The organism is Nostoc flagelliforme FACHB-838, assembly GCF_014698065.1.
GTDB classification, from domain to species: Bacteria; Cyanobacteriota; Cyanobacteriia; order Cyanobacteriales; family Nostocaceae; genus Nostoc; species Nostoc flagelliforme_B.
This window is the reverse complement of the sequence record NZ_JACJSI010000017.1, coordinates 48,530-65,925: the sequence shown is the minus strand read 5'-3', so window position 1 is coordinate 65,925 and position 17,396 is coordinate 48,530. Positions and strand designations below refer to the sequence as shown.

Genomic DNA, 17,396 nt, shown 5'->3' with positions numbered 1-17,396 from the left:
CTCCCGGATGCTTTGAGTTATTACCAAATAAGGGAAATTGCCGTTCCCATTGAAAACCTTCTTCCTACAATCAATTACTTCGCTATTACCTCGGAAAATTTTTTATGGCTGTTTTAGATTCAAAAGGTCGTTTGTTCGGCAAAATCAACCTTCTAGATTTAGGTGCTGCGCTAGTAACTCTGCTAGTTATATTTGTCATCTTGTCTACCTTCTTATCTAGCTTGGGTCTAGCCCAAATCGGTGATAAAATAGTACCCATAGAAGTAGACTTAGTAGTTCGTGGTTTGAATGTACGCGATCCTGAGCAATTATTTAACAACGGCTTAAAAAAAGGCGGGGAAACTAAGGTGATTATCCGCAATCAACCATACGGGGGGCCGATTGAAATTAAATCTGTCCAACTGCTACCTAGAACAGTCAATGTTTTCCAACCAGACGGCACTGTTAAAGAATTACCAGATCCAAAAACCAATAATTTTAGTACAGATTTGCTTATAACTTTAGATGGCAAAGCCAAAAGCACTGAAAGCGGGCCAGTTCTAGGTAGCAGTAAAGTAAAAATTGGGATGCCATTTGAGTTAGAAGGCTTTAACTATAACTTCAATGCAACTGTCATTGATATCAGATTGAAAGATAAATAGTATTCTGACTTTTGTTGATAATTTTTTCTATCACAATCCTATTTGATTCGTGAGAATTGCCAACCGTAGATCACCGACAACTTCGTAAAAGTTGTCGGTTATCTTATTTTTCACGAATTATTCAGGATTGCTATATAGTCCCCCAGAACCACAGTGGCAGTTTTGCTCATATTAATTAAGCAAAGGCAAAAATTTGCGAATTAATCCAATTGTCACTGCTGGCAATTCCAACTGTGGTGTTAACCCGACATCTTCCAACTGTTGAAAAAATTGGATTGCTTGGGGATTGATTTCGGCAAGGCGGCGACCAATTGAGGGCCCTGTAAATTCTGACTTTTGTCCCCAAATAATGGCAGTGGGAGTGGTCAACTCTTGAATGTAAAGGGATAAATCAAAGCATAAATCTCCACGTACAAAGGACAGTGCTGCATATTCAGCATTTGGTTGTTGGGCGGATTGTAGATAAGCATCTACAATTTCCTCGTACACTCGATTGGATTTAGCAAATTGCCGTTGTTCTAAGAAGCCGCGAATACCACCGCTAGTAGCAACTCCAGTGCTGTAAAGTAAACGATCAACGATGGGAACGCTAACTAACTGGGCAAAAAAACTACGTGAGTAGTCTTCGCCAAAGTCGGAAAGTCCGGCGGGGGTGGTAAGAATTAAAGACTTGAATAAATCAGGGTGATCTGCTGCTACCCGAATTGTAAATGCTGCGGTTAAAGAAGAAGCGATCGCAGTTACTGGCCCGGTACAAGTTTGCTCGAAAAACTCCCGAATACTGGTTAAATAATCCTCAATATTATAACTCCGTGCTGGATGCTCAGACCTACCCCAACCGATCAAATCTGGCGCAATCACCCGATATTCAGCGGCAAAAGCCGGATAAACTTTCGACCACTCATAAGCAGAAGACCCGCCACCAAAGCCATGTAGAAACACCAAAGTTTCCCGATCATCTTTAGTTGTCAAATCATCCTGCCAAGGTGTCCCAGTGGCAGTATAGTATACTATCCTACCTAGTGAACTATTTATGGAGCGTTGTTCAAATCCTAGTGGTTGAAGCATAAGTATTTTTTATTACTTTTGTGTTTACGTGTTTAGTTCCAACTTCCTACTCATTGTTATTATCAGCGAACCAATCATTATCAGACTTCTCACTACCGTCAGATTAAGTAGATGTAAAATGCTTGGATTACTTGTAAAGATTTGGTGATTTTTTTTCATCATAAAAAGTAACTTAAGGTTGAAATTACTATTTTATAAGGGTTTATCATAGTAGCGAGTAGCACTCTAGGATGAATACAGCATAAATTTTTATGGTAATCTATCAGAAAAATCATCAATAATTTTAAGGGTCAAAAATAGTTAAAATACCCATTTTAATAAGCTATTAATTCTACTTGTAGTATGTAGAAAAACAGTGTTTTTCGTATAAATAAAATTTTATTATTTAAGTAATGATAAGGCGGGATGTCATGGTAAAGCAGGCCACTCTTCAATCAAATAAACTATCAACGATTGAAGACGCTAAATTTGCGTTTGACAAGCTTAATATACAACATGAAATTACAGCTTCAGCTTGGCGGGGTCAGGTAGAGCCAGCTATTGAAGCTGCCAGAGTGACTGCACCTACTTGTATTTGTTTAGACTTAGAAGACTTAAAGTGTTTTGAACCAGTAGAGCGCCAGTATGAACGCTGGGGAGTAATTTTTCACAATTCTCTAGCAATACAGCCATCAAATCCAGCATTTCCAGCCTATTCAGGGCTAACAGTTTTGATGGGAGCGCCCAAAAGCGGATTTTTAGAAGCTACTTTCTTGCATCCGGTTAATTCGGTTAGCGCCTTTGTCACTAGTTCGCAACGGCTAGTGCTTTCGGCTTATGATCGCGATCGGCAACTGCTTGCTCAAACTGCACTACCAGGCTCTAATCTTGCCAACTCAGATTCGGCAATTTCTCCCAATACCTTATTATCTATAAATGTGAATGACATCTACAGCGTTACCTTCTGTGCTTTTGATGGTCAATTCACCCTTGATAACTTTCGTTTTTGTTTTTAATTAGGACTTACGTACAAGATGCCCTTGCTCTGAGCGATTGAAAATGGTATCTTAATTTGCGCCTGTAATAGTCTACTATCCGTCCATAAAAGCGGGCATATTGTGGTTTGAGCCTTCATTCTTTCTTTATCCATAGTAAAACTTATACAATAGGTAATTTCGTAAGTAAGTAGGTAAACACTGTGGCACAGGCTTCGTCTTCTTGGCAGCAATTGATCAACCAAATCCCCAGCTGGAACTGGTCGCTTCCAAAAATCAAGACAAAGGGAGCCATAAAGCAGCAAACATTTAAGCGCTTCTCTGGGCCTGGGGGCTTTCTTGGGTTCCTGACAATCGTCGTTGCCATGTTGTTGTGGAACTGGAAACTGCTATTGGCTCTCTTAATTGGCATTGGAGTAATGGTATTGGTTTACTCAATGCAGGAGTGGGACTGGCAATTGCGTTGGTCTAAAATACATAAGTCTTTAAATAGTTCAAATCGTCGATTAGCCTTAGCAGTCGTCAGTGGTGGTCTTGCTACTGTCAGCACTTACATGGCAGCGGCAATTTGGGTTGACTCTCGCAGTCACTGGATTGCTGCTGGTGCTATTGTGCAAGGCGTGGGAACACTGTTAACTTTAATTTTATTGGTGTGGCAAATTGTCAACTTCTATGAAAATCGAGAAGAAGACCATCTGGATCGGTTGTTGGTGAATTTAACAGAAAAAGATCCATTGAAGCGGTTGATTGCCCTACGTCAACTAACTAAATTGATCAGCCGTCAGCGAGTTGATTCTTCAGTGCAGCAAGATGTTGTGGAATGCTTGCAACTCCTACTCAGTCGAGAAAAAGAAGTTGTGGTTCGAGAGGCAGCTTTTAAGAGTTTACAAGCCTGCGATGACCTCCAGTCGGTCAAAGACCATCGCCCACAAGTTTTATCACCCAAAACAGCTGCAACTTTCACACCCGTATCAGCAAAAGTCAAACACCACGTTTATTAGTCCTTTGTCCTTTGTCCTTTGCAAATGACCAATGACCAATAACTAATGACAATTAACTATTTTCGAGACAACCGTCCATTGCAAACTTGCACTACCGGATGATTACACCGCCGCACCAATTGTTCATCGTGGGTGGTAACAATTACTGTAGCCCCAAAGGAATTTAACTTTCGAAGAATCTGGATCACTTGCCAAGAATTATCTGGATCGAGATTTCCAGTCGGCTCATCTGCCAACAGCAAGGGTGGCGTACCAACGATCGCACGGGCAATACTCACGCGCTGTTGCTCTCCCCCAGAGAGTTGATCTGGAAAGCAGTCAGCTTTATTCAGCAAACCTACCAACTTCAAGGTTGGTTCTAAACGTCGTTGAATTTCTTTACGGGTATACCCTTGAGCTTGCAAGACAAAAGTGACATTTTCTGCCACTGTTCGTTGAGTAATTAATTTGTAGTCTTGAAACACAATACCAATTTGTCGCCGCAATAATGACAAGCGATCGCCCCGTAAACCCGCTACATTACATTCATCAACAATTACTTCTCCCTGTGTCGGCGACTCCTGGCCATACAGCAGTTTCAAGAGCGTTGATTTACCAGAACCACTTGGCCCCGTGATAAACAAAAATTCTCCCTTTTTTACCTCAAGGTTCGCATTCAACAAAGCGTGAGTGCCGTTAGTGTAAGTCTTGGTTACAGATTGCAATTTCACCTTTGCAGTAGTATTGCCACCATGCTGTTGAGTTTCACAGTTCTCTTTATGAAGGGATTTGTCTTTCTTAACTTGAGTTGTTAATACTGGCATTGTTAAATTTTCCTCATACCCACAACCAAACTGTTTGGTAGCTCAGATGTGACATTCCTCTCAAAAATAAGGATTCCCAGGTTTCGCCTGGGAATTTAAATTCAACAAAGAAAATTTAAAACTTTTTGAAGATTTTAATACTAGCTAAGTAATAACACTCAGAATTCAGCATTGGACACAGGGACACTCTTACATGGAGATAGTATTTGATCCTTTCTTTGCGTCACCATGTTTCCTATCCCCATGCCCTACTCTTAACTAATTGCACCCCTTGCTGTTAAACGATAAACAAAAGCTTTCACCGCAAAGGCTGGCAAAGCCAACATCCGCCGCCAGCGCCAAGGTTCTTGATAAAGGCGATACAACCATTCCAAATTATTATTTCCTAACCAGGCAGGAGCGCGAGTTTTAGTTCCCGACCAAATATCAAAACTGCCACCAACGCCAATCCAAATTGCTTGAGGACACAAATGGCGGTTTTCGGCAATCCATAACTCTTGACGTGGCACTCCCAAACCGACAAAAATCACTTGTGGCTGCAATTGAACAAGAGTTTGTCGCAATTGTGCTTCTTCTTCTGGAGAATGGTAGCCTGAGTGAGTGCCTACTATATTCAAATCTGGAATTTGCTGCTGCCAAAAATCCGCCGTTTTTGCGGCGACTCCAGGCGCTCCTCCATAAAAAAATATCTTTGCTCCTATCTTCTGCTGCCCAAGTTCTTGCAAAAGTTTTTCTGCTAATTCAATCCCCGGAAAACGCTGCACTTTTTGCCATAACAGCCACCGTAAATACAAAACCACCCCGGCTCCATCTGGAATTACGAGTTCAGCATTTTTAATGACCTGAGCTAATAATTGATTTTGCTCTGCCTGCATAGTCATTTCTGCATTAAGCGTTACTACATGAGTTCCTCTGCCTGCGTGCAGGCATTCTAGCAACCAGCCTGGATAGTTAGCCATCACATGAACTGGTATTCCCAACACTGAAAATGCTTGATTGCCGTTAGACATAGCCTATTCTTGAGTAATCCTCACACCAGATTTTGCATGAATGTTAAGTTTATCAAATTTTTTATATTAGAACTTCTACAGGAGAGATAGCCCATTGCCCTGCAACAATAGAAAGCATAATTAAACTAATTAGAGATATGAGTGAAAAAGAATGTAGAGATATAGCAGTGCTACGTCCTACAAGGATTTCAAGTAACACATAATTAATTTCACCAGATGTCTATTAGTTTTGGGCGCTTGTACTTGGGCTGAACCAGCCCAACTTATATTGTTAAAGTGTAATATTCACTCGGTATAAAACGCTCAACTCGCAACTCTGGTTCCGGGAACAAAAGCCTCCACTATACTACTTGCAGTTAGTGTAGGAGTATGTAACGAAACTCGACTTTATGGTTATAGGTAGTGTCACGGGCTGAAGTTGGCTATGAGTAAAATTCGTATCGCTTTAATTGAAGATCATGACCTAACTCGTGTAGGTATTCGGACAGCACTACAGCAAAAGGATGAAATTGAAGTTGTAGGTGAAGCTGCCAATGCTGTTGAGGGACTAAAAATGTTAAAAATGGTACGACCAGATATTGCCATTGTAGATATTGGTTTACCAGATAAAGATGGCATTGAGTTAACGCGGGAGGTAAAATCTACTACTAATGGACAGCAGCTACTTACAAAAGTGTTAATTCTGACGCTGCGGGATAACAAAGAAGCGGTATTGGCAGCTTTTGCCGCTGGTGCAGACTCTTACTGTATGAAAGATATCAAATTTGATAATTTGCTGGAAGCAGTGCGAGTAACTTACAATGGCAACGCCTGGATCGATCCGGCGATCGCTCGAATTGTATTACAACAAGCACAACAAAATCCCCAAAAGTTGGAATCGGCTTTTGCCGATAACAAGACTATTTCCCCTAACCCTGATTTTATTGAGAATCTGGAAGGAATCCAGCCTTACACACTGACAGAAAGGGAGTTAGAAGTGTTACAGTTGATTGTCGAAGGTTGTAGTAATGCAGTAATTGCGGAAAGGCTTTACATCACTGTTGGGACTGTTAAAACTCACGTTCGCAATATTTTGAATAAGCTATGTGCCGATGACCGTACCCAAGCAGCAGTCCGTGCCTTGCGTTCTGGGTTAGTTGGATAAAGTTAATTTGGGTGTGGATCATTGAGGATGATCAAGGGAAACTTACAACTTTGAGAAAGTTATTTTTTCAAAGTGAATAGCAACTCTAATTTTCTGTTATCTATCAGGTGGGATAAACATCATGCTATCTCGCCATTCAAATATGTGAAAACAAAAGTCAAATATGGCTGAGATCGGGGCGGACAAACTTAAGCTCATGGTGGTAGATGATGAGCCAGATAACTTAGACTTACTCTACCGCACTTTTAGGCGAGATTTTCAAGTATATAAAGCCAATCATGCATTGGGTGCTATGGAAATCTTGGATCAATTTGGCGAAATGGCAGTAATTATTTCTGACCAAAGAATGCCAGAAATGAATGGGACTGAATTTTTTAGTCGCACCGTAGAACGCTTTCCAGACACGATTAGGATTTTGTTAACTGGTTTTACTGATGTCGAAGATTTGGTAGATGCGATTAACTCTGGTCAGGTATTCAAGTATATTACCAAACCTTGGAATCCAGAACGGCTGAGAGGCTTAGTTGAGCAAGCTACTGATACATATCGCTTAGTTAAGAAGCGCACCCAAGAGTTGCGTCGGGCCCTACGGCGAGAATCTTTGTTTAATGCGGTAACAACAGCAATTCGAGAATCTTTAGACTACGATAGTATGCTACAAAAAATTGTCGCAACTATTGGAGAAACATTTGAAGCTACCAGTTGTTTACTCAGACCAGTAGAGAGCGATCGCCTCATACAAGACCAGTTTGTTTACCACGATCCTAAATCTACTGTATTAGATTGCTTCTTCGATCCCAGTGTTTTAATTGAAAAAGTCCTGGAAACCCGTCATTATCAACTCGCTCAAGATGTATATAACGGTAATCCTTGCCACAACTTAGTTGTGCCACTTAGCTACCATCAACATTTGTTGGCTGTGCTAGCTCTCCACCAATGGGGAAGCGATCGCCCTTGGCAAGACGAAGATATCCAACTGATTGCAGGTGTTGCTGAACAAGCAGCCTTAGCGCTATCTCAAGCAAAACTCTACCAGCGCCTCCAAGAAAAGCAACAGCAGATTCACACTGAATTAGAGGTAGCTCGTCAAATTCAATACAACTTGCTACGCCAAAGTTTACCTGACATCAAAGGTGTGAAGGTACAAGCCTGCTGCTATCCGGCGCGGGAAGTAGGAGGAGATTTTTTTGAAGTATTTGTTCATCCCAAAGGCGATTTATGGTTAGCAGTTGGTGACGTTTCTGGCAAGGGTGTCCCCGCTGCGTTATTTATGGCTAGTATTATTTCCGTTTTGCGCCGAGAATTATCTCAAGAAACACCAGCCGAGCCGAATGTGGTTATGCAAAACCTCAACCGCGCTCTGAGCGAAGATTTAATTAGTAATAACTATTTTATTACCCTTGTATTAGCTTGTTATACGCCTAGCACTAAGGAACTAGTCTATACTAATGCCGGTCATATTTATCCACTATTATGGTCACGCTGCTCGGCTTTAGCCGACAATCCCAATTATCTCAAAGTCCGCAGCGTTCCTTTGGGAATCTTACCTAAGTGGCAGGCAGAGTCTGGTCGCTTGGTTCTCGCTGCTGGAGACACATTGTTGCTAGCCAGCGATGGAATTACAGAAGCAATGGTATCAAATAATCCTGATTCAACGGTCAAAACAGTAGCTGCTGTTGAGCCAGTGAACCGTTTTATGCTGAATCAAGATGGTCTTTGGCAACTCTTACAACAAGAGGAGCAACCACTTTCGCTTAACCATTTATTAGCTCGCATCCAGGCAGATAATCACGTTCAAGAAGATGATCAAACTATACTTTCGCTGGAGATTTTATAAGTAATGAAAAGTGAGCTTCATGTACCAAGCGACTTGAATTTTCTTAATATTGTTGAAAACTGGTTGCTGGGATGTTTGAAAATCCAGCTAGGAGAATCTGTAGACTGGTCGCGGCAATCAAGTCGTTTAAGACTGGCTTTAGTGGAAGCTTACTCAAATGCAGTTCGTCATGCCCACAAGGATAAACCAAATTTACCAATTTTACTGCGTTTGGAAGTCAAAGACCGGGATTTGGCCCTAGAAGTTTGGGACTACGGCGAAGGCTTTGATATGTCTAAATACTACGCTCCAAACCCTATGGAAAAACAAGAAGGTGGTTATGGCTGGCTAATTATGAATCGTCTCATGGATAAAGTAGATTACAAGTTACAGGTTAATGGTGCAAACTGTCTTAAGTTAGAAGCTACTTTACCTGAGTTAGTCCAATAAACAAAAGTTGCTATTTTTAAGTCATGTTATTTATGAACAAGAATTCAGGAGTTAAAATCAAGCTCTTAGTTTTGTATCACTGGGTGAGAGCGTAGCGGTAGCGAGTCAGAGAACGTCTGAATATTTGTTTAAAACTTTGCCCTTTTTAGGCAAAATAGTATTAAATATTCTTCCTTATTAAAACTCATGAAATCCCCTAAATTTATTTATGGGGATTTTTCCTGACTCCTAAAAGTTATTTGTTAGTCTTCACGACGTAAAGAAAGCAACTCTTTGGGAGAAGCTAAAAGTTTGATTTTAGTATATAAAATTTTCCCTTGTTGATTGAGGATAAATAACCACAAAACATTCACATTACACCAGGAAGTTTGGGCTTTGCCTGTTACCTGGATTTGGATCGTAGCGTTTTCTAAAGTCTCGACTATTCCTGTGTTGGGGTAAGCTTTAATGTTTTGACCTTCTTGTTTTAAATAGGCTGCGATCGCATCTGTCCCCACAAGATCAGATTCAAATGGTGGACGCATCACACCGTCTACCCCAAACAAGGCAGCAGTCGCCTCGAATTCTCCTGCATTTAAGGTTTCAAAATAACGTACTACACTTGGTTCTGTAATTCCCTCAATCTGGAATTCTTCTTTAAACTGTGGTGGAGACACAAATTCAGCAGAGGTCATAAAATTACCTATATTATGCTAGCTGAATACTAATTTCAGTACAAAAATAGGTAAAAAGAAAGCTGCTGTTGAGATAGATTGTTACGTACTGATAAATCTTCCTCACGATGGAAGTATTAAGCTGCATAGCACCTTAAAGCCTATTTATAAAGTCAGGTGTATTACGGCTGTGTAGGAATTTGAAGGTTTGAGAAAGTCTAATTTAGCCGTAACGCACCATATTTTCCAGTGCGTTAAAGCAGCGCATAACGCACCTGACAATTTAAGGTTTACTTTATAAATAACGCCATGTGCTTTACTCTCAAACCTAACCCCTAACCTCCAACCCCTTCCCTACCAGGGAAGGGGAGCAAGAATCAAAGCCTCTCTCCGTTTCGGGGAGAAGTTTGGAGAGGGGTTTTAAGAATAAGTTGCACATCGCGTTAAATAGTCTCTTAAAACAGGCTATCTATAGGGTAAGTAACAAATTTTAAATAAAGTATTGACTAGATAATGTATAATTGTAGCGCCTTTATTTAGGCGAAATCCCAATAAAAAAATGAATCAGCATTTCGTAACAAGCAGCAATGTGGTGAAAGAAAAAGCCAGCGAGTTGGGTTTTCACAAAGTTGGAATTACTGCTGTAGATAGGTTAAATGCCACAGAAGCGCAGAGGTTACAAGCATGGATTGAACTGGGTTATCACGCCGATATGAAATGGATGGCTAACCCGAAACGTCAGGATATCCGCTTAGTGATGCCAGAAGTGCGATCGCTAGTATGTGTGGCGCTGAATTACTACACACCACATCAACGTCCTGAAAGTGAGGAATACGCCAAAATTTCCCGTTATGGTTGGGGAAGAGATTATCACAAGGTGATGCATAAAAAACTCAAGCAGCTATCTATGTGGCTAGAATCACTTGATACTGGCGTAAGAGCTATTTATTATGCAGACACTGGCCCAGTCCAAGATAAAGTGTTGGCTCAACTTGCCGGAATTGGTTGGATTGCCAAGAATGGTAATGTGATTACACGCGAATTTGGCTCTTGGGTATTTTTAGGAGAAGTGTTGACTAATTTAGAATTAGAGAGCGATCGCCCGCATACAGAACACTGCGGTAGCTGTACTCGTTGTCTTCAGGCTTGTCCTACAGGTGCAATTACGCAGCCTTTTGTTGTTGATGCTAATCGCTGCATTGCTTATCATACCATTGAAAATCGGGCTGAGAAATTACCAGAGACAATCACGCCTCATTTGCAAGGCTGGGTTGCTGGTTGCGACATTTGCCAAGATGTTTGTCCTTGGAATCAACGTTTTGCTCAAACAACTGATATTACAGAATTTCAGCCTTATCCTGAGAATATTGCTCCCAACCTGTTAGAATTAGCCAAAATCTCAGATCAGGAGTGGGATAAACGATTTCCAGCATCTGCCTTGCGGCGGATTAAGCCAGAAATGTTACGACGCAACGCCCTAGCTAATCTTGACGCATCCAGACAAAGAATGACCCCAAAAGTAATTATTTTTGATTTTGATGGCACAATTGCTGATACAGTAGATGCCCTTGTAAGTATTGCTAATCGTCTAGCTATAGACTTTGGTTATAGACACATAAGCCCAGAGCAGTTAGCCCTTCTCAAGAACTTAACATCTAGGGAAATCATTAAGTATTCAGGAGTTTCTCTATTTAAGATACCTTTTTTAGTTAAAAAAGTTAAAGGAGAATTAAAAAACAAAATTCCAGAATTAAAGCCAATTCCGGGAATTAAGGAAGCATTAATAGAATTGCAAAATCAAGGATATAAACTGGGTATTATCACTTCTAACTCTAAAGAAAATGTTACACAATTTCTGAAAATTAACGAACTAAATCATCTATTCGATTTTATCTACTCAGGAATTACAATTTTTGGTAAAACAACGATAATTAATAATGTACTGAGGCAAAAACAACTCAAACCTCAAGAAGTTATTTATGTTGGAGATGAAACCAGAGATATAGAAGCATCAAAGAAAGCAAATATCCAAGTGATTGCAGTGACTTGGGGCTTTAACTCATCGGAAGTACTAGCCAAGCAAAATCCAGATTATTTAATTCAGCAACCTAGCGAACTACTAGAAGTAATGAATAGTCGTTAATCAATTAATAGAAATCTGGTGAAATTAAATATACTCATCCAGAAACCTTGTAGAGAAGTAGCAGAGCTATTGGGTAAATTATGGCATTCTTGAAGAAGAATTTAGCCATTTTGAATACAGGAGTCAGAATCAACGCCGAGTGAAGTCGAAGCGTTGATTCTGAGCGTAGCGTCTCCTAGAGAAGGGTCAAGACAGTGGGGGATTCATGTTGGGTTAGGAAAATTACTTTTTGGGTTGACCCTTTTCCAAAGCTTGTTTTACTAGTTCATCACTGACATTAGTTACACCCTCAGTCTTAGAATTCCCAACTTCTTTTGCTAACTCTAGATAATCATCAGGATTACCAGTTGATTGTGCTTGAGTTTTTGTCTCTTGTGGCTTAGAGACTTGATATTTAGGTGCAGTGGCTGCTTCGGCTGCTGCTGCTCCTTCACTTGTGCGATCAACATCGCTGACACTGAATTGCTGTGCTGTTGCATAATCAGCATCAAAATCGACATTTGGCGCTTTTTCGTCACCACTAGCTATGCTTTCGGCAGCTAATTGTGCATCATGGGTGGGAGCTTCATTTAAATTGGGCTTTACTTCATCGGGCATAATTAAAACCTTAAGTAAATTTTTTATTGCTTACTTGAGCAATCTTAGCAAAGCGATTCACCACTTTCTTGCTTCTTAAGGAGTGACTTTACCTCTATTAAAAGGTAGATAATAGCTGCAATTTCTAATTAATTTAAATCATTCTATTGATACTAGAATCAGGTTCTCAAACTCTGGTACGACTTAGTTTGGCCTGTTAAATTCCCTTGGAGATAAATAATAATGACTGCAAGTTATGACAAAACTATTTCTCAAGCCCAAAGCAATGAAACTCAAAATTTGGTGGATGCGTTTAACGCCTTAGATACCGATGCCAAATTAGCTTGGTTCTATTTAGTTTATAAAAAAATGGGTGATTCTATCACGCCAGCTGCTCCTGCTGCGGCCGAACCAGAGTTAGCACCACTTCTGCTAAGAGACTATTTTGAGTTATCAGATGAGCAACAACTGGATATTATGCGGGATATAGTTAACCGCAAAGATACAGAATATTCTCGCGCTTATGGGGCGATCAAAGAAAACAACCAGTTGTTAGTTTGGTATGCTTGGGCGGTAGCTATGGGAGATAAGGTGGTTGATGTACCAGCTAGCTACGAGCCAACTAAGGCAATTAATGATCTGGTTTCCCAGATTGAAGGATTAGATTTTGACGAGCAAATTTCGGTGTTTCGGACAATAGCTGGTGAAGTGGGTTACACCGATGTTAAGCCGATTGAGACGCAAGCAGAAACTGGAAAAACGTCAAGTTTGTAATTGGAACTGGCGACTTTTTCGCGGTTACACAAATAAAGTCCGCCTAACCTTGGTCTTCCCGCAGGGTAGGTGGACTTTAATAACTTATGAGAGAGCTAACTGACTCAAATTGGATGGTGTGAGATTGGAGTGTACCACTTGACCATCACGGAACCAAACGATGCGCTGGGTTTGACGAGCAACTTCTGGTTCATGAGTTACCATAACAACGGTAATTCCACTGTCATTAAGTTGACCAAAAATATCTAAGACTTCTTGGGTTGTGCGCGAATCAAGCGCGCCTGTGGGTTCATCGGCTAGTAATACTACGGGATCATTGACGATCGCCCGGGCGATCGCTACTCTTTGTTGTTGTCCACCAGATAGTTGAGTTGGTTTGTTATTGAGGCGATTGGCTAAACCTACTCGTGTCAGTGCAACTGTTGCGCGATCGCTTCTTTCTTTTGGACTCACGCTAGCATACACCATTGGCAGCATCACATTTTCTAATGCTGTTAGTTGGGGCAATAAATGGAATTGTTGAAAGACAAACCCCAGCTTTTTATTACGGATGTGTGCCAAATTTGTGTCATTCATTTGGGCTACATCGAGATTATCTAGATAATAGTGTCCAGAAGTCGGGCGATCTAGACAGCCGATAATATTCATGGCTGTAGATTTACCAGAACCAGAAGGCCCCATAATTGAACAATATTCGCCCTCGTGGATAGTCAAATTCACATCGTTCAGCGCTCGAACTTCAGTTTCGCCACTGCCATATATTTTAAAAATATTCTCCAAACGAATAATTGTTGATTTCGGGATGGGATTGGGAATTGGAGAATCGGTAATTGAAATAGTATTTGCCATAAGTATTTAGTTGTTAATTGGTAGAAAGGCGATGATTGCGATCGCCATAACACTCCTTACGTGATGTGCAACTTTCTTTCAAACCTTAAGAATAAGTTGCATATTGCGTTACCTTACTATCGACAACCCAAACTATCTCGCGTTGCCATACCCGTAACCGGATTTACCCCATCAGCTCTTTCACACAATAGTGACACTTGATAGCGATCAATCAAAGCGTCTGTAAAATCAGCACCTGTAATTTCGGCATCATAAAAACGGCTGCGGGTCAAAGTTGCTTCTGTAAGAATTGCATTTCTCAGGTTAGCACCATCCATAGTCACACGATCTACTAAAGCGCCACTCAAGTTTGCGCCTTCCAGGTTTGCCTTTAATAAAACTCCTTTAGTCAAAATTGCGTTGGTTAAATTCGCCCCTTGGAAATTCGTCCCCCGCATTTCTGCGGCTACAAAAGTCACACCTGCCAAATCAGCATGAGAAAAGTCACGATTTTCTAAATTTATATTGTTGTAGTTTATTGTGTTTATTTGAGCAAAAGCCGGTTTGGGGTTAAGTATTATCCACCCAAATGCTAGTATCAAAATCACAATTAAACCCAAAAAACGCAGTAAAATCTTTTTCATAACTTTATTATTTGTCATTAGTCCTTTGTCCTCTGTTAGTTAACAATGACTAATGACTAATGACTCTTACTTATTTCCAATCTTTACCAATGCGAATTGTCAGATCAGATTCTAAATCACCAATTGCCGCTACCTCAATTTGACCCAAGCCTAAGACTTTTTGCAAATCAACTCCAACTCGTCGGTTGCCTTTTTGAACAACAATCTGAGTTTGACGTTGGGTATCTGGCCAATCAGGCACTTTGTAAATATTAGTAAAGCCTTTCTGTTTCAGATAAGCAATAACTTTTTCAGTTAGCTGAGGTTGATTGGAAGCATTTTGAATAGCAATTTTGAGGTTAGGAACCTGACGCATATCTGGCTTTAAACCAGGTACATTTACTCCAACATAATCATTCAACAGGCTCTGTTGTCCAGTCATATTCAGCCAATAGCTATCAGGGTCTTTGCTAAAACGGCTAAAGGTACCAGGCAACACGGTCATTTGGAAATTATCCCGATCTAGGTTGAGGCCGAAGTTTACCAACGCCATCATTTCTTCCATCTTCAGGTTGGTATCAAAGTATTTTCGCATCAAGCGAGTTAATTGAGGCAACCTGGGTAAGACAGTAGGACTATTTAAGCGTTGCAGTAGGGCTGCTATGAGTGCTTGCTGACGCTGCACTCTCGGCAAATCTCCCAAACCTGGTTCGCGGAATCGGACAAACTGTTCTGCTTGTTCGCCGTTGAGGGTTTGCCAGCCACTGACTAAATTAATCGACAATCGACTGCTAGAGTCTTTATATGCCATTGATTGGGGAACAAAGACCTCAACTCCGCCTAACTGATCGACTAACTGCCGTAAGCCACTGGTGGAAATGCGGATATAACGATCGATTGGGGCATTGTTTAAGGTACGACTAACTACCCGTGCTGCCAAAACTGGGCCGCCTTGGGCATTGGCATCAGATACCTTAGTTAACCCCTTTTCTCCCTTTTCGGGGATAGCGATCATCGTATCTCTGGGAATCGAAAGCACTCGTACAGATTTTTCACTAGGGTTAAGCCGTACCAGCAGCATGGAATCACTTTTTCCAGCAAAGCTTTCTGGTGAACCATCAACGGTACCACTGACTGGTTCAATCCCCATAATTAAAATATTCATCGGTCGTGAAAGCTGGTACTGGGAGAGTTTGCTCCATAACTCCCCTGGTAATGGTATTTTTACGTCGTCTTTACCAGTAGTTCCTAAATCTTCATCTGTTCGATCTAGATTGCTCCACAAAGGAGTCCACAGCGCTAACGTTGATACTAGCAACCCAGATAATATAACGCCGATGACAACCGTCATGATCCACAACAGCCATCGAGGCATGGTCAAGCCCAGTCTCTCATAAAGCTGATTGGGAATTGCGCCTACTGATTCGACGACACTACGGTTTGGATTCGCTGGCTGGTTTAGTTCGACATCCTCCTCCTCTGAGTCGGCTACTACTGGTGCAGGCGTTACTTGATTTTCTGTCCGTTGAAGTTGCTGCGATCGCACCTCAGTTTCAAATTCTACTTGCTGAGATCCAAGCGGATTTTCCGACCATTCGACTTGTTTTATCACAATTATTTCCCCACTCAACCACTCCCTAAAAGTATGTTAATCCAAGCTACAAATATTGCCAGTGGAAAAGCTCACTGTAAACTTGTAATGTTCTTCGGTAGGCGTGTATGACAACATGAATACTTTATTGTTCCCCGTAATCCTTGCTGGTGGTAAAGGTGAACGTTTTTGGCCTCTGAGCCGCAAAGACCGACCTAAGCAATTTTTAAGTCTTGATGGTAGCTCTAGAAGTTTATTACAAGCAACCGCCGATCGATTGATTGAACTCGGTGGCGGGTGGGATTCCTTGTGGGTAATTACTTCTAGTCAGATAGCTGAAGGGGTAAGACAACAATTACCTGATCTACCAGTTGAAAACTTACTGATTGAGTCGGAAGGCAGAGACACAGCCGCAGCCGTTGCTTGGACAAGTTTAAAAATTAAACAGCGCTATGGAGAAGACGCTATTATTGGCTTTTTCCCTGCTGACCACTGGATCGCGAACCAAGAGGCGTTTGCACACACATTAAGCGCGGCTACGCAACTAGCAGCAAGCACAGCAGCGATCGTTACACTGGGGATCAAGCCTACTTTTCCATCAACCGGTTACGGTTACATTGAACAAGGTGAAAAAATAGGTAGCTTTAATGAGTTGCCAGCTTATCACGTTAACCGTTTTACTGAAAAGCCCGACCGGGAAACGGCAGAGACTTTTTTATCCACGGCACGTTTTAGCTGGAATAGTGGAATGTTCGTTTTTCGGGCAGGGGTTGTTCTCAAGGAACTACATACCCATGCGCCAGAAATTATCGAACCTTTAGAACAACATGGCCCTGATATCTATCCCCAGTTGCCTAAGAAGAGTATAGACTATGCGTTAATGGAAAAGACAACTCTAGCATACGTTTTGCCAGTTGATTTTGGTTGGGATGATTTAGGAGATTGGAATGCGATCGAACGCTTACTCAAAACAGAAGAGAATCCCAATGTGGAACTGGCTACGCATGTAGGGTTAGATACGCAGGGTGCAATTATTTACGCCTCAAATCCAGAGGATGTAGTTGTTACAATTGGTTTAGAGGACGTGGTGATTGTGCGCGATCGCAATGTCACCCTCGTTGTTAAAAAAGAACGTACCCAGGAAATCAAGCAGATCCTCAAAATTCTCCAAAGCGATTCCCGATTTACCAACCTGCTATAAAAGTTAAAACCCTTGGTAGAGGCGAAAAAGCCTATTTTCCTATTATAACTTGACTGTCGAAAAGCAGAGCATTTGAAAGAGGCAAAGGGGTAGGGAGCAG

The 17,396-nt window shown here is 41.3% G+C and carries 17 protein-coding genes and 1 pseudogene; 10 read left to right on the top strand and 8 right to left on the bottom strand.

The genetic code is table 11. The features are described from left to right. Positions 1-104 precede the first annotated feature (104 nt). Positions 105-641 carry a DUF4330 domain-containing protein gene (locus H6G97_RS11595; protein ID WP_190940756.1) on the top strand — a complete coding sequence of 179 codons (537 nt, stop codon included), beginning with the start codon at positions 105-107 and terminating at the stop codon, positions 639-641. Between the two features lie 171 nt (positions 642-812). Here H6G97_RS11595 and H6G97_RS11590 read toward each other — a convergent pair whose 3' ends face one another. Further along, on the bottom strand, positions 813-1,709 hold the full coding sequence (locus tag H6G97_RS11590; protein ID WP_190940755.1) for an alpha/beta fold hydrolase: 897 nt from the start codon (positions 1,707-1,709) through the stop codon (positions 813-815). A gap of 410 nt (positions 1,710-2,119) precedes the next feature. Here H6G97_RS11590 and H6G97_RS11585 point away from each other — a divergent pair, with 410 nt between their 5' ends. Further along, entirely contained in the window at positions 2,120-2,704 is a 585-nt protein-coding gene (locus H6G97_RS11585; RefSeq protein ID WP_190940754.1) for a hypothetical protein, read from the top strand. 182 nt (positions 2,705-2,886) lie between these two features. Further along, entirely contained in the window at positions 2,887-3,684 is a 798-nt protein-coding gene (locus H6G97_RS11580; protein ID WP_190940753.1) for an armadillo-type fold-containing protein, read from the top strand. Between the two features lie 56 nt (positions 3,685-3,740). Here H6G97_RS11580 and ftsE read toward each other — a convergent pair whose 3' ends face one another. Together ftsE and H6G97_RS11570 are read right to left on the bottom strand one after the other, a co-directional pair. After that, positions 3,741-4,487, bottom strand: coding sequence for a cell division ATP-binding protein FtsE (gene ftsE / locus H6G97_RS11575; RefSeq protein WP_190940752.1), 747 nt, complete (start codon positions 4,485-4,487; stop codon positions 3,741-3,743). Between the two features lie 254 nt (positions 4,488-4,741). Next, positions 4,742-5,497: a WecB/TagA/CpsF family glycosyltransferase gene (locus H6G97_RS11570; protein ID WP_190940751.1), complete on the bottom strand. Its 756-nt coding sequence runs from the start codon at positions 5,495-5,497 to the stop codon at positions 4,742-4,744. A 424-nt stretch (positions 5,498-5,921) separates the two neighbouring features. Here H6G97_RS11570 and H6G97_RS11565 point away from each other — a divergent pair, with 424 nt between their 5' ends. The 3 genes from H6G97_RS11565 (at position 5,922) to H6G97_RS11555 (ending at position 8,907) form a co-directional block, all read left to right on the top strand. Beyond that, the gene (locus H6G97_RS11565) at positions 5,922-6,641 is read left to right on the top strand and encodes a response regulator transcription factor (RefSeq protein ID WP_190940750.1); all 720 of its coding nucleotides are present in this window, start codon (positions 5,922-5,924) and stop codon (positions 6,639-6,641) included. A 163-nt stretch (positions 6,642-6,804) separates the two neighbouring features. Beyond that, positions 6,805-8,478, top strand: a complete 1,674-nt coding sequence (locus tag H6G97_RS11560) for a SpoIIE family protein phosphatase (RefSeq protein WP_190940749.1) — start codon at positions 6,805-6,807, stop codon at positions 8,476-8,478. A gap of 3 nt (positions 8,479-8,481) precedes the next feature. Beyond that, positions 8,482-8,907 (top strand): ATP-binding protein, encoded by a 426-nt coding sequence (locus tag H6G97_RS11555; protein ID WP_190940748.1) that lies wholly within the window; start codon positions 8,482-8,484, stop codon positions 8,905-8,907. A 242-nt stretch (positions 8,908-9,149) separates the two neighbouring features. On the opposite strand, the gene H6G97_RS11550 is transcribed toward H6G97_RS11555, so the two are convergent. Next, on the bottom strand, positions 9,150-9,581 hold the full coding sequence (locus tag H6G97_RS11550; RefSeq protein ID WP_190940747.1) for a ketosteroid isomerase family protein: 432 nt from the start codon (positions 9,579-9,581) through the stop codon (positions 9,150-9,152). 538 nt (positions 9,582-10,119) lie between these two features. Here H6G97_RS11550 and queG point away from each other — a divergent pair. Both queG and H6G97_RS52390 read left to right on the top strand, forming a co-directional pair. Further along, positions 10,120-11,093: pseudogene (gene queG / locus H6G97_RS52395) on the top strand (tRNA epoxyqueuosine(34) reductase QueG). Beyond that, on the top strand, positions 11,068-11,703 hold the full coding sequence (locus H6G97_RS52390; RefSeq protein ID WP_242054901.1) for an HAD-IA family hydrolase: 636 nt from the start codon (positions 11,068-11,070) through the stop codon (positions 11,701-11,703). Before queG ends, H6G97_RS52390 begins: the two are co-directional and overlap by 26 nt. Positions 11,704-11,925: 222 nt before the next feature. Here H6G97_RS52390 and H6G97_RS11540 read toward each other — a convergent pair whose 3' ends face one another. Then, entirely contained in the window at positions 11,926-12,300 is a 375-nt protein-coding gene (locus tag H6G97_RS11540) for a hypothetical protein (RefSeq protein ID WP_190940745.1), read from the bottom strand. A 222-nt stretch (positions 12,301-12,522) separates the two neighbouring features. Between H6G97_RS11540 and H6G97_RS11535 the strand changes: the two genes are divergently transcribed. Continuing rightward, on the top strand, positions 12,523-13,053 hold the full coding sequence (locus tag H6G97_RS11535; RefSeq protein ID WP_190940744.1) for an orange carotenoid protein N-terminal domain-containing protein: 531 nt from the start codon (positions 12,523-12,525) through the stop codon (positions 13,051-13,053). An 84-nt stretch (positions 13,054-13,137) separates the two neighbouring features. Here the strand turns inward: H6G97_RS11535 and H6G97_RS11530 are convergent, their stop codons facing one another. From H6G97_RS11530 to H6G97_RS11520, 3 genes are all read right to left on the bottom strand, one after another. Further along, complete coding sequence (locus H6G97_RS11530) at positions 13,138-13,902, bottom strand: ABC transporter ATP-binding protein (RefSeq protein ID WP_199349350.1); 765 nt, start codon at positions 13,900-13,902, stop codon at positions 13,138-13,140. Between the two features lie 116 nt (positions 13,903-14,018). Next, complete coding sequence (locus tag H6G97_RS11525; protein ID WP_190940790.1) at positions 14,019-14,525, bottom strand: pentapeptide repeat-containing protein; 507 nt, start codon at positions 14,523-14,525, stop codon at positions 14,019-14,021. A gap of 70 nt (positions 14,526-14,595) precedes the next feature. Next, positions 14,596-16,116 carry an LCP family glycopolymer transferase gene (locus H6G97_RS11520; protein WP_190940743.1) on the bottom strand — a complete coding sequence of 507 codons (1,521 nt, stop codon included), beginning with the start codon at positions 16,114-16,116 and terminating at the stop codon, positions 14,596-14,598. Between the two features lie 115 nt (positions 16,117-16,231). Here H6G97_RS11520 and H6G97_RS11515 point away from each other — a divergent pair, with 115 nt between their 5' ends. Continuing rightward, entirely contained in the window at positions 16,232-17,296 is a 1,065-nt protein-coding gene (locus H6G97_RS11515; protein WP_190940742.1) for a mannose-1-phosphate guanylyltransferase, read from the top strand. The last annotated feature ends 100 nt before the right edge of the window (positions 17,297-17,396 follow it).

Bases quoted from the DNA above. Each gene is read 5' to 3' on its own strand.
- H6G97_RS11595 (WP_190940756.1), top strand. From the start codon at position 105: ATGGCTGTTTTAGATTCAAAAGGTCGTTTGTTCGGCAAAATCAACCTT.
- H6G97_RS11590 (WP_190940755.1), bottom strand. From the start codon at position 1,709: ATGCTTCAACCACTAGGATTTGAACAACGCTCCATAAATAGTTCACTA.
- H6G97_RS11585 (WP_190940754.1), top strand. From the start codon at position 2,120: ATGGTAAAGCAGGCCACTCTTCAATCAAATAAACTATCAACGATTGAA.
- ftsE (WP_190940752.1), bottom strand. From the start codon at position 4,487: ATGCCAGTATTAACAACTCAAGTTAAGAAAGACAAATCCCTTCATAAA.
- H6G97_RS11570 (WP_190940751.1), bottom strand. From the start codon at position 5,497: ATGTCTAACGGCAATCAAGCATTTTCAGTGTTGGGAATACCAGTTCAT.
- H6G97_RS11565 (WP_190940750.1), top strand. From the start codon at position 5,922: ATGAGTAAAATTCGTATCGCTTTAATTGAAGATCATGACCTAACTCGT.
- H6G97_RS11560 (WP_190940749.1), top strand. From the start codon at position 6,805: ATGGCTGAGATCGGGGCGGACAAACTTAAGCTCATGGTGGTAGATGAT.
- H6G97_RS11555 (WP_190940748.1), top strand. From the start codon at position 8,482: ATGAAAAGTGAGCTTCATGTACCAAGCGACTTGAATTTTCTTAATATT.
- H6G97_RS11550 (WP_190940747.1), bottom strand. From the start codon at position 9,581: ATGACCTCTGCTGAATTTGTGTCTCCACCACAGTTTAAAGAAGAATTC.
- H6G97_RS52390 (WP_242054901.1), top strand. From the start codon at position 11,068: ATGACCCCAAAAGTAATTATTTTTGATTTTGATGGCACAATTGCTGAT.
- H6G97_RS11540 (WP_190940745.1), bottom strand. From the start codon at position 12,300: ATGCCCGATGAAGTAAAGCCCAATTTAAATGAAGCTCCCACCCATGAT.
- H6G97_RS11535 (WP_190940744.1), top strand. From the start codon at position 12,523: ATGACTGCAAGTTATGACAAAACTATTTCTCAAGCCCAAAGCAATGAA.
- H6G97_RS11530 (WP_199349350.1), bottom strand. From the start codon at position 13,902: ATGGCAAATACTATTTCAATTACCGATTCTCCAATTCCCAATCCCATC.
- H6G97_RS11525 (WP_190940790.1), bottom strand. From the start codon at position 14,525: ATGAAAAAGATTTTACTGCGTTTTTTGGGTTTAATTGTGATTTTGATA.
- H6G97_RS11515 (WP_190940742.1), top strand. From the start codon at position 16,232: ATGAATACTTTATTGTTCCCCGTAATCCTTGCTGGTGGTAAAGGTGAA.